This is a genomic window from Pantoea sp. Mb-10, assembly GCF_021272205.1.
Lineage (GTDB): Bacteria > Pseudomonadota > Gammaproteobacteria > Enterobacterales > Enterobacteriaceae > Pantoea.
The window spans coordinates 499,471-511,499 of the sequence record NZ_JAJSDX010000004.1 but is presented as its reverse complement, the minus strand read 5'-3'; the positions used below and the strand labels follow the sequence as shown (position 1 = coordinate 511,499).

General features: G+C 60.5%; 10 protein-coding genes. 7 read left to right on the top strand and 3 right to left on the bottom strand.

The window, feature by feature from the left end; all coding sequences use genetic code 11:
• Positions 1-6: 6 nt before the first annotated feature.
• The 3 genes from fhuC to hrpB form a co-directional block, all read right to left on the bottom strand.
• Entirely contained in the window at positions 7-801 is a 795-nt protein-coding gene (fhuC, locus tag LU196_RS11135) for a Fe3+-hydroxamate ABC transporter ATP-binding protein FhuC (protein ID WP_232759351.1), read from the bottom strand.
• Between the two features lie 250 nt (positions 802-1,051).
• A complete protein-coding gene (mrcB, locus tag LU196_RS11130; RefSeq protein ID WP_232759350.1) occupies positions 1,052-3,598 on the bottom strand; it encodes a bifunctional glycosyl transferase/transpeptidase in 2,547 nt (848 codons plus the stop codon).
• 94 nt (positions 3,599-3,692) lie between these two features.
• Positions 3,693-6,167, bottom strand: a complete 2,475-nt coding sequence (hrpB, locus tag LU196_RS11125; protein WP_232759349.1) for an ATP-dependent helicase HrpB — start codon at positions 6,165-6,167, stop codon at positions 3,693-3,695.
• 27 nt (positions 6,168-6,194) lie between these two features.
• Between hrpB and thpR the strand changes: the two genes are divergently transcribed.
• The 7 genes from thpR to panB all read left to right on the top strand — a co-directional run bounded on the left by thpR (position 6,195) and on the right by panB (position 12,020).
• The gene (gene thpR / locus LU196_RS11120) at positions 6,195-6,734 is read left to right on the top strand and encodes an RNA 2',3'-cyclic phosphodiesterase (protein WP_232759348.1); all 540 of its coding nucleotides are present in this window, start codon (positions 6,195-6,197) and stop codon (positions 6,732-6,734) included.
• Positions 6,735-7,451, top strand: coding sequence for a DNA/RNA nuclease SfsA (gene sfsA / locus LU196_RS11115; protein WP_232759347.1), 717 nt, complete (start codon positions 6,735-6,737; stop codon positions 7,449-7,451). It abuts the gene before it with no gap.
• Between the two features lie 301 nt (positions 7,452-7,752).
• A complete protein-coding gene (gene dksA / locus LU196_RS11110; RefSeq protein WP_232759346.1) occupies positions 7,753-8,208 on the top strand; it encodes an RNA polymerase-binding protein DksA in 456 nt (151 codons plus the stop codon).
• Between the two features lie 70 nt (positions 8,209-8,278).
• Positions 8,279-9,214 carry a tRNA glutamyl-Q(34) synthetase GluQRS gene (gene gluQRS / locus LU196_RS11105; protein ID WP_232759345.1) on the top strand — a complete coding sequence of 312 codons (936 nt, stop codon included), beginning with the start codon at positions 8,279-8,281 and terminating at the stop codon, positions 9,212-9,214.
• Positions 9,215-9,252: 38 nt separating this feature from the next.
• The gene (gene pcnB / locus LU196_RS11100; protein WP_232759404.1) at positions 9,253-10,662 is read left to right on the top strand and encodes a polynucleotide adenylyltransferase PcnB; all 1,410 of its coding nucleotides are present in this window, start codon (positions 9,253-9,255) and stop codon (positions 10,660-10,662) included.
• A complete protein-coding gene (folK, locus tag LU196_RS11095) occupies positions 10,659-11,144 on the top strand; it encodes a 2-amino-4-hydroxy-6-hydroxymethyldihydropteridine diphosphokinase (RefSeq protein WP_232759344.1) in 486 nt (161 codons plus the stop codon). The genes pcnB and folK overlap by 4 nt, the downstream gene beginning before the upstream one ends.
• Before the next feature lie 81 nt (positions 11,145-11,225).
• Positions 11,226-12,020, top strand: coding sequence for a 3-methyl-2-oxobutanoate hydroxymethyltransferase (gene panB, locus LU196_RS11090; protein WP_232759343.1), 795 nt, complete (start codon positions 11,226-11,228; stop codon positions 12,018-12,020).
• The last annotated feature ends 9 nt before the right edge of the window (positions 12,021-12,029 follow it).

Sequence of the window (12,029 nt, the reverse complement as noted above, 5' to 3'; positions counted from 1 at the left end):
ACGCCCTCACACCACGAAACTGACGGGCGCACCGCCCGCCGGATGCGGCAAAATCCCCATCGGGATGCCGTAGATATTATCCAGCACTTCCGGCTGCATAATCATGTCAGGCGTGCCTTCGGCCAGCATTTCGCCTCCGCGCAGCGCCACCAGTCTATCGCAGTAGCGCGCCGCCATATTGATATCGTGCAGTACCGCAATGACCGTTAACCCCCTGGCGCGACTCAGGTGTTGTATCAGCGTCAACACCTCAACCTGATGGGCAATATCCAGCGCCGATGTCGGCTCATCCAACAACAGGCAGCGGCTGTTTTGCGCCACCAGCATGGCCAGCCACGCCCGCTGCCGCTCGCCGCCGGATAAGCTATCCACCAACCGCCCGGCAAATGGACTCAGCCCTACCTGAGCGATGGCCTCGTCGACGTGCAGCCGATCTTCCCGACCAAAGCGTCCCAATGCGCCGTGCCAGGGATAGCGTCCAATCGCCACCAGCTCTCGCACCGTCATGCCTTCGGCGGCGGGCAGCTGCTGCGGCAAATAGGCCACCTGTCGCGCAAACACCTTGCTGTTCCACTCGACCACCGGCTTATCGTCAAGCAGCACGCGTCCGGTACTGGCGGCGTGGTGACGCCCCAGCAGTTTCAACAGCGTGGATTTACCCGAGCCATTATGGCCGATGAGCGCCGTGACGTTACCCGCGGCAAAGGTCAGCGAAAGTGGATGCAGCAGGGTGCGGCCCGGTACGCGGAAGCTGACATTATCCAGCGAAAAGGTGCTCTCTGTGGCGTGCGGATGCAGCATGGTAATCCTTGGTGTCTGCGCACGAGGCGCCCGACTCGTTATCGGTTCTGCGCTTGCTTAGCGGCTAAAAGCGAATGAAAACGAGAATGATTATTATGACGGAGGGATTTTAGGCGAAGAGCGCGGGCCGTCGCAAGATGAAATGCCCTTAGCCGTAACCGTCTGAGCAAAACCTCTGTGTTTTTGCGCGCTTATACTTCAGAGCGGGCATAAAAAAGGGCGCCGCAGCGCCCTTTGGGATAGCAACCGATTATTTGCTGCCAAACATATCCTTGATCCAGCCTGCCACGCCGTCGGCGTCCTTCTGCTCTTGCTGCGGCTGTTGCTGTTGCTGTTGCTGCTGCTGCTGCTGCTGTTGCTGTTGCTGCTGGAACAGCTGCTGCTGGACTTGCTGCTGTTGCTGACACAGCCCGTTAGCATCCAGCGTCCAGACCGGCAGCGAGCGCCATGTGCTGCTGCCCGTGCCGCAGACAAAGTTCCCGGCAGAATCCACATTCATCTGCGTGATGTCTTCCGGCGGCGTCAGCGTCAGCGGCATCGGTGCCTGATTGTCCAGATAGCGGCGATAGATCTGCATCGCGCCGCTCGAACCATACAGCTTCGACGTTTGGTTGTTATCGCGTCCCACCCACGTGATCGCCACTTCTTTACCATCAATACCGGCATACCAGCTGTCGATCAGATCGTTGGTGGTGCCGGTTTTGCCCGCCAGATGCGCGCTCGGATAGCGAGCACCGATAGCACGGGCGGTACCGTGATCCACCACCTGCTGCAGCGTATAGAGGGTGAGATAGGCCGCCTGGGCCGGTTCCACGCGCTGCGCCTGCGGATAACTCTGATACAGCACCGTACCGTCTTCCGCAATCACTGAACGCACCGCCGAGAGATCGGCTCGGTTGCCGCCGCTGGCAATGGACTGGAAAGCCTGCGCCACTTCAACCGGCGTCAGGTTAAGCGCACCCAGCAGCATCGCTGGCACCGGATGCAGCTGATCTTTCGCCACGCCCAGCTTGTTCCAGGTGTCCACCACCGCATCCAGACCCAGCGTCATACCGAGGTTAACGGTCGGCACGTTCATGGAGTTGGTGAGCGCGTCCACCAGCATCACTTTGCCGCTGAAACGACGATCGTCGTTCATCGGCTTCCAGATGCTGCCGTTGGGCTGCTTCAGCGCGATGGGCTCATCCGCCAGCCACGTATTAAGCCGATAGCTGTTGGGCTGACTCAGCGCCGTGAGGTAGGTCGCCGGTTTCGCCAGTGAACCGATTGAACGGCGCGCCTGCAGCGCACGGTTGTATCCGGCAAACTGCGGATCGGCACCGCCTACCATCGCGCGCACTTCGCCGCTGAAGCGGTCAACGACCACCATGGCGGTTTCCAGATCTTTCAGGCCACGCTGTTTTTTCAGCGTCGGAATGCCGTCTTCCACCGCTTTTTCCGCCGCATCCTGCGAAATCGGATCGAGCGTGGTGAAGATCTTCACGCCAGAAAGATCTTTGGTTTTATCGCCCAGCTTCGCCTGCAGCTCGTTGCGTACCATCTGCATAAAGGCGGGCTGCGGGGTGATCACGCCGCCTTTGGGCTGCACGCCGAGCGGACGCGCCGACAGCATGTCGTACAGTTCCTGATCGATCACGTTCTGCTGCTGCAGCAGACGCAGCACCAGGTTACGTCGCTCCAGCGCCAGCTTGGGATTGCGCCACGGGTTATAGAGCGACGCCCCTTTCACCATGCCCACCAGCATGGCCTGCTGATCGAGACTGAGTTCATCCACCGGACGGCCAAAGTAGTACAGGCTGGCCAGCGGGAAACCGCGGATCTGATCGTTGCCCGCCTGGCCGAGATACACCTCGTTCAGGTAGAGCTCCAGGATGCGATCTTTGCTGTAGCGCGCATCCATGATCACCGCCATGTAAGCTTCACGGGCTTTACGCCACAGTGAACGCTCATTGGTGAGGAACAGGTTTTTCACCAGCTGCTGCGTCAGCGTACTGCCGCCCTGCACCGCTTTGCCGGCGGTGATGTTGGCGAGGAAAGCACGGCCGATGGAGTACGGGCTGATGCCGTCATGCTCGTAGAAGTGGCGATCCTCGGTGGCAATCAACGTACTCACCAGCAGATCCGGGAATCCGGCGCGCGGCACAAACAGCCGCTGCTCGCCGTTCGGCGACTGCAGCATGGTGATCAAGCGCGGATCGAGGCGGAAGAAGCCAAAATCACGGCCGGTGTCGAGGTTTTTGATCTCGCTTAGTTCGTTATTGCTGAAGGTCAGCCGCGCGCTGATCTGCCCCTCTTTGCTGTCCGGGAAATCAAAGGGACGGCGCAGCAGGTCGATGGTATTGCCCTTCACGCTAAACTCGCCAGGGCGGGTAATGCGCGACACTTCGCGATACTGCGTACCTTCCAGCAGGGCAATCATCTCTTTTTTGTCATAGGACATGCCTGGCTCAAGGCTGACCATGCGCCCATACACCGCGGCAGGTAGCTGCCACACTTTGCCATCAATACGGCTGCGGATTTCGGAATCCAAATAGATGCCCCAGGCCACCATCACGACCACGAACACCAGCAGCAGCTTGATAATCCAGCCTAACCAGCGACGCTTGCCACGGGGTGGACGTTTTCCTTTACCTTTACCTTTGGGTGGCACCGGCGCACTCTCCTCATTATCTTCGTCAAAATCGTGCTGATCGATATCGTCATCCAGCTCCCTGCGGCGACCCCGCCGCGCAGCGTTGCGCGGCGGCTTTGGTGCTTTTCCTTTGCGTCCAATGGGTTCGCGATCGTTCCCAGACATGCTTTTTTCTCCAGGCATAGCGGCGGTTGCGGCCGTTACTCTAACTGCTTTCACGCATCGCGCATGGCAGAACCCTCTGATTTCGGCCCATGCATTACGATGAAAATTTCTTGGTGCGCCGCGTCGGCACGGCGCTGGCCGGATCGTCTGGCCACGGGTGCTTTGGATAGCGCCCCTTCATCTCTTTCTTTACGTCAGGATAGGCACCGCGCCAGAACGCCGCGAGATCGCGGGTGATTTGCAGCGGACGCTGCGCGGGGGACAGCAGTTCCAGAACCAGTGCGACGCGGCCTTCTGCGACGGTGGGATTGTGCGCTTCACCAAACATCTCCTGAATCCGCACCGCCAGCGCCGGCGGCTTTTCCGCATCATAGCGAATCGGCAGGCGGCTTCCGGTCGGCACAGTGTAATGAGTTGGCAACGCACTATCCAGCCGCTGACGCTGCGACCATGTGAGCAAATGTAAGAGTGCGCTGGTCAGATTCACGGCCTGCAAGCCTTTGAGATCGCGCACCGCGCGCATCTCCGGCAGCAGCCAGCGCGCCAGCGAAGCCAGCAACGTTTCGTCATCCATGGCGGGCCACGCCTCTTCCGGCAGCCACTGCGCCGCACAATGCAGACGCAAGCGTAGCTGCTCTGCTTCCGGTGTCCAGCCCAGCACCGATAATCCAGCTTCACGCACCCAGCGCAGCATCGCCGGATGCAGTACGTCGGCGTCCGGTCGCGCCTGCGGCTGCGCGCTAAGCACCAGTGCCCCAACGCGCTCGCGCTTCCAGGCGCGCAGCGTGCCTTTCTCCGCGTCCCACTCCACGTCCGTTTGCTGCTCCACCAACGTCGGGCAGCGTCGACGCAGGTCGTCGATGTCCACCGGCAGCGCCAGCAGGATACGCGCGTCGGCGGCGCTCGCCCCCTGCAGCAACGTGGGGGCGACCAGCCAGCCATAGCGGCTCAACGCATCCTGCTCGTCAAGCATGCCGCCAATGCCGTTGGCCAGCTGATAGCGGGCGCTGTCGCCGCGCCGCTGCGCCAGGCGATCGGCAAAGCCGGCGACCAACAGCGACGGGAACACGTCGGGATTGACGCGCCCACCGCGCGCGTTTAAACGCTGTTGCCATTGACGGGCGCGCTGCTGCCAGTGCGGCTGCGGCGCGTTCAGGGCATCACGCAAATCCGCACTGCCGCTGCGGGGAGGATCTTCTAAAATCGCCACCAGCAGCGCCGCGCTGGCGATGGCATCGGCATCATCGCCAGCGGCGCAGAGCATCGCCGCCAGGCGGGGTTCCGTTCCCAGCGCCGCCATTTTTCTCCCGCGCGCATTGAGCCGCAGCTTCTCGTCCAGCGCCCCTAAACGCTGTAGCAGTGCGGTAGCAGCAAGCACGCTGCGCGCGGGCGGCGTATCCAACCAGCGCAGCTGAGAGGCATCCTGGCATCCCCACAGCAGCAGATCGCTCACCAGTGCGCTGAGATCGCTGTGCAGGATTTCCGGCTCGCTGTGCGCGGCGGCGCGCAGCGCCTGCTCCTGCGGCAGCAAATGCAGGCACAGGCCGGGTGCCAGTCGACCGGCGCGGCCGGCACGCTGCGTCATCGACGCCTGACTGATACGCTGCGTGGTCAGCCGCGTCACGCCGCTGCGCGCATCGAACTGCGCGGTGCGCTCCAGCGCACTGTCGACCACCAGCCGAATACCCTCAATGGTGAGGCTGGTTTCCGCGATATTGGTCGCCAGCACCACTTTTCGCCGTCCTGCAGGCGCAGGCAAGATGGCACGGCGCTGAGCCTCCAGTGGCAGCGCCCCGTAGAGCGGGCACAAATCTACCTCGTCGCTGACGCGCGCGACCAGTTCGCGCCTGACGCGCTCAATTTCCGCGACGCCCGGCAGAAACAGCAGCAGCGAACCGGTTTCTTCGCGCAGCAGCTGCGCCACGTCGCGCGCCACCGTCTCCTCAAAACGCCCCTGCGTATTGAGCGCGGCATAGCGGCGCGCCACCGGATAGCTTCGCCCTTCCGAGACGATAAAAGGCGCGTCGGGCAATAACTGACGCAGACGATCGTTGTCCAGGGTGGCGGACATCAGCAGGACGCGCAAATCGTCGCGCAGGCCTTGCTGGACATCAAGCAGTAGCGCCAGCGCCATATCCGCCTGCAGGCTGCGCTCGTGGAATTCATCCAGGATCACCAAGGAAATCCCTTCCAGCATCGGATCGCGCTGAAGCATGCGCGTGAGGATGCCCTCGGTAACGACCTCTAGCCGCGTGTGCGCGCCGCAGCGCTGCTCACCGCGCAGGCGATAGCCCACCGTCTCACCTGGCTGTTCATTCAGCTGTTCTGCGAGGCGCTGCGCCACATTGCGCGCCGCCAGCCGTCGCGGCTCCAGCAGAATAATGCGACCGGGCAGCGCGGCCTGCTGCAACAGCTGAAGAGGAAGCCAGGTGGATTTCCCGGCCCCGGTGGGCGCGGCCAGTAACACCTGAGGCGACTGTGCCAGCGCGCGTAATAAGGCAGGCAGCACCTCGCTTACCGGTAACTCACTCAAACTCAACTCCCGCTCCTGTGCTAAGATGGCGCGCATTGTAGCACTACCCGGCCACGCCCACCCATGACCACGCAGCGCCTCTTTTTTGCCCTCGAACTGCCCGCCGCGCTTCAGCAGACGCTTGTGCAATGGCGAGCTGACAATTTCCCCGACGAGGCGGGAAAACCCGTGGCGGCGGCCAATCTGCATCTCACTCTGGCGTTTCTTGGCGAGGTCAACGCGGCGACGTCGCAGACGCTGCAACAGCTGGCTGCGCGCATCCATCAGCCGCGCTTTACCCTCGATCTGGATGATGCGGGCCATTGGCCGCGGCCAGGCGTTGTGTGGCTGGGCTGCCAGCGCGCGCCGCGCGGACTGCTGCAATTGGCGAGCCTGCTGCGCGCGCAGGCCGCACGCCACGGTTGCGCGCAGGGCACGCAGCCGTTTCATCCTCACGTCACGCTGCTGCGTCACGTCACGTCGCCTATCGCACTGCCGCCACGCGGTTTCCACTGGCAGATGCAGGTTACGCACTTTGCCCTGTTTGCCTCAACCTATGCGCAGGGACGCACGCGCTACAAACGCCTGGCGCAGTGGCCTCTCTCACCGCCTTCTGGAGCCTAAATGCTGTTTGATCCCCCGTTACAGCCGGCACGGCTGATCGCCCGTTACAAACGTTTTTTAGCCGATGTGGTCACCCCCGCCGGCGACACGCTGACGCTACACTGCGCCAACACCGGTGCCATGACGGGCTGCGCCACGCCCGGCGATACCGTGTGGTATTCCACGTCCTCCAGCACCACGCGCAAGTATCCCCACAGCTGGGAGCTCACTGAAACGCAGCAGGGCCATCTGATCTGCGTCAACACGCTACGCGCCAACGCGCTGGTACGTGAAGCCCTGGCGCATGATGCGATTCCGGAATTATCCGCTTACAGCTCGTGCCGCAGCGAAGTGAAATATGGCGCGGAAAAAAGCAGAATTGATTTCCTCTTACAGGCGGCGGACAAAGCGAACTGCTATATTGAAGTGAAATCCGTCACCCTGTTACAGCAGGGTAAAGGCTATTTTCCGGATGCGGTGACGACTCGTGGGCAGAAGCATCTGCGCGAATTGAGTAAGATTGTGGCGGAAGGCCATCGAGCCGTTTTGTTATTTGCTGTTCTGCACACGGGGATTGAGGACGTTTCCCCGGCGCATCATATTGATGCCCAGTACGCAGAACTGTTCGGACAGGCGCAGCGTTGCGGTGTGGAAGTGTTAGCATATCGCGCAGAGATCACGCCCGCTCAAATATTACTCACTCGGCCAGTGGCGCAGTCCATTTACCCCGTTCTGTAATAGTAAAAGCGATTTTGCGTGTCAAAATAGCCTTGAGCGAGCTGCAATTACGCTTTTTCGCACCGTGTTGTCAAGGTGTAGCGATGAATAATTGCCAACCTTGATGGCTTCTGCTATTTATAGCGACCTGTTTTTTTTCCCTGATGGGAATCGATATACCCTGAATACGTTGAGTTGCGGGAAGTCGGCAAGGGAGTGAGTCCAGGTGCAAGACATTGTCTGGCACTCGGACAAATGAGCACAGCCCTCGTGCAGCAACTTAATACAGGAAGGGTGGTGCGTGTTATCCAGGAGAAACAACATGCAAGAAGGGCAAAACCGTAAAACATCGTCCCTGAGTATCCTCGCCATCGCTGGTGTGGAGCCGTATCAGGAGAAACCGGGCGAAGAGTACATGAACGACGCCCAGCTGACCCATTTCCGCAAGATTCTGGAAGCCTGGCGTAACCAACTTCGGGATGAAGTTGACCGTACTGTGTCGCACATGCAGGACGAGGCCGCTAACTTCCCCGATCCGGTCGATCGTGCCGCGCAGGAAGAGGAATTCAGCCTGGAACTGCGAAACCGCGATCGCGAGCGTAAACTCATTAAAAAGATTGAGAAAACGCTGAAGAAAGTGGAAGACGACGACTTCGGCTACTGCGAATCCTGCGGCGTTGAAATTGGCATTCGTCGTCTGGAAGCGCGACCGACTGCCGACCTTTGCATTGATTGCAAAACGCTGGCAGAAATTCGCGAGAAGCAGATGGCGGGCTAATGACCGCGAGAAGACGGTTGCCGCACAGCGGAGGAAAAACGCATTTTTCCGCTGTGCGCACCACTGCATCATGAAGACCTCCCTCTCCCCCTGCATCGGACGTTTCGCTCCCTCTCCTTCCGGAGATTTGCACTTTGGTTCGCTGATCGCTGCGCTTGGCAGCTACCTGAGCGCGCGCGCGCAGCAGGGCCGCTGGCTGGTGCGTATAGAAGATATCGATCCGCCGCGCGAAGTGGCCGGTGCTGCAAGCCGTATTCTGAAGCAGCTTGAGCACTACGGCTTAGGGTGGGACGGCGAGGTGCTCTGGCAATCAGCGCGCCACGAGGCCTACCGCGCCGCGCTAAGCTGGCTGCAGCAGCATCGCCAGAGTTATTTCTGTACCTGTCCGCGTAGCCGGATTCAAAAAATAGGCGGCGTGTATGACGGGCACTGCCGCGACCGCCACCTGCCTGCGCAGAATGCGGCATTGCGTCTGCGCCAGCACGCGCCGGTCTACGGCTTTCACGATCGTTTGCATGGCTATCTGGCGGCGGACACGCGGCTGGCGGAAGAAGATTTTATTATCCATCGGCGCGACGGCCTGTTTGCCTACAACCTGGCGGTGGTGGTTGACGACCACTTTCAGGGTGTGACCGAGATTGTGCGCGGCGCGGATTTGATTGATCCCACCGTTAGGCAAATTGCGCTCTATCAGCAGTTTGGCTGGTCAGTACCGGACTATCTGCATCTGCCGCTGGCAATGAACCCCGACGGAAACAAGCTCTCCAAGCAGAATCATGCGCCGCCGCTGCCCGAGGGTGACGCGCGTCCTCTGCTGGTGCAGGCGCTGCGCTTTCTTGGTCAACCCGTTGCGCCAGGCTGGCAGGACGAAACGCGCGATAGGCTGCTGGAACGTGCGGTAGCGCAGTGGAATATCACGTCTCTTCCCCGAGACAACGCCCGAATCTCGCCCGAGATGACAACATCATTCCTAAATGGTTCGCAACAGGCTATGATTAGCCGCTGATTTTATTCACACCCATTTTCTCACTGTCGAGGTGTCCCATTTTTACCCGAGTCGCCAATTTTTGCCGGAGAGTCCTCAAGCGTGACGAGGAAGTGCCTGAAGAGGTGGAAACTGAAAGTCTGATGACGGTCATTCCCCGAGAAAGCCATAATATCTCACGCAAAGATATCAGCGAAAACGCCCTTAAGGTGCTGTATCGCCTCAACAAAGCCGGTTTTGAAGCTTACCTGGTAGGCGGCGGCGTGCGCGATCTGCTGCTGGGTAAAAAGCCGAAGGACTTTGATATCACCACCAACGCTACGCCAGACGAGATGCGCAAGCTGTTCCGCAATTGCCGTCTGGTCGGCCGCCGTTTTCGTCTTGCCCATGTGATGTTTGGACCGGAAGTGATTGAAGTGGCAACCTTCCGCGGCCACCATCAGGAAGAGCAGGACGACGATCGCAACAGTTCGCAGCGTGGCCAGAATGGCATGCTGCTGCGCGACAACATCTTTGGCAACATCGAAGACGATGCCCAGCGCCGCGATCTCACCATCAACAGCCTCTACTACAGCGTGGCGGACTTTACGGTGCGTGATTATGTGGGCGGACTGCAGGATCTTGAAGCGGGCGTCATTCGCCTGATTGGCGATCCGGAAACGCGCTACCGTGAAGATCCGGTGCGCATGCTGCGCGTGATACGCTTTGCGGCCAAGCTGGACATGCAAGTCGCCGCAGAGACCGCCGAGCCGATTCCTCGCCTGGCCACGCTGCTGAATGATATCCCGCCTGCGCGCCTGTTTGAGGAGTCGCTCAAACTGCTGCAGGCTGGCTACGGATTCCGCACCTATCAAATGCTGCGTGAATATCAGCTGTTCCAGCCCCTGTTCCCGACGCTGGCTCGTCATTTTACCGAACAGGGCGACAGCTTTATGGAACGCATGGTGGCGCAGGTGCTGAAAAACACCGATACCCGCCTGCACAATGATATGCGCGTGAATCCGGCGTTCTTGTTTGCCGCCATGTTCTGGTATCCGCAGCTGGAGTCGGCAGAGCGCATCGCCCAGGAGAGCGGTCTGACCTACTACGACGCGTTTGCCCTGTCGATGAATGAGACGCTGGATGAAGCCTGCCGCGCGCTGGCGATTCCAAAACGTATCACCACGCTGATCCGCGATATTTGGCAGCTACAGCTGCGGATCTCTCGCCGCCACGGCAAACGGGCGTGGAAGCTGATGGAGCATCCGAAATTCCGCGCCGCTTACGATCTGCTGGCGCTGCGCGCTGAGGTGGAGAACAATCCGGAGCTGCAGCGTCTGACACACTGGTGGGGCGAGTTCCAGTCCGCCGTGCCGGTGCAGCAGAAAACCATGCTCAACACGCTGGGCGACGATCCGGCGCCGCGCCGTAAACCACGCCGTCCGCGTCGTCGTCCTTCCGGTCCTCGCCGAGACAGTAACGCCCAATGATCCGGGCGTATCTGGCGCTGGGCAGTAACCTGGCCGATCCGCTACAGCAGGTGGACGCTGCGCTCGCCACGCTGGATGCGATACCGCATACTCACCGCGTGGCGACCTCCTCGTTCTATCGTACGCCGCCGTATGGTCCTGCTGACCAGCCCGATTACCTGAACGCGGTTGTGGCGCTGGATACCGAACTCGACGCCGACGCGCTGCTGGATCACACCCAGCGCATCGAACAGGAGCACGGTCGCGTGCGTAAAGCGGAGCGCTGGGGGCCGCGCACGCTGGATATCGACATCATGCTGTTCGGCAGCGCCGTGATCCATACGCCGCGTCTGACGGTGCCGCACTACGATATGCATAACCGCGCCTTTATGCTGCTGCCGTTGCTGGAGATTGCCCCTACGCTGCGCCTGCCGACCGGCCAGCCGCTGGCGGGCATCCTTGCCACGCTTGATTGCAGCGCCATTCACCCTTGGGTATCCTGACGGTGATAATACCGTAGCGAACGTATCGCGTTTTTCGCTAATCCAGTACACTGCGCGCAGCCGATTTACCTGGAGCGCGCAATGAAACCCACCACCCTTTCCCATCTCCGCCAAATGAAAGCTCGCGGGCAAAAGTTTGCCACGCTGACGGCGTATGATTTTAGCTTTGCCCGCCTGTTTGCCGACGAAGGTATTCAGGTGATGTTGATTGGCGATTCGCTCGGTATGACCGTGCAGGGCCATGACTCTACCCTGCCCGTCACCGTGGCGGACATTGCTTATCACACCACAGCCGTGCGCCGAGGCGCGCCCCATGCGCTGGTGATGGCCGATCTGCCCTTCATGAGTTATGCCACCCCAGAACAAACCTTTGACAGCGCCGCCCAGCTGATGCGCGCGGGCGCCAATCTGGTGAAGCTGGAGGGCGGCGCATGGCTGGCAGAAACGGTGAGCATGCTGACCGCGCGCGCCGTGCCGGTATGCGGCCATCTTGGACTCACGCCGCAGTCCGTAAATATCTTCGGGGGGTATAAAGTCCAGGGTCGCGATGAAGATGCGGCGGAGCAGCTGCTGGCAGATGCGCTGGCGCTGGAAGCCGCGGGCGCGCAGCTAATGGTATTGGAGTGCGTGCCGGTGGCGCTGGCCGCACGCGTCACCCAGGCGCTGCAGATCCCGGTGATCGGTATCGGCGCGGGCAATGTCACCGACGGCCAGATTTTAGTGATGCACGATGCGCTGGGCATTACCGGAGGTCACATCCCCAAATTCGCAAAAAATTTCCTCGCGGAAACCGGCGACATTCGCGCGGCGATTCGCCAGTATATTGCCGACGTTGAAGCAGGCCGGTATCCCGCTGCCGAACACAGTTTTCAGTAAACCAGGAGA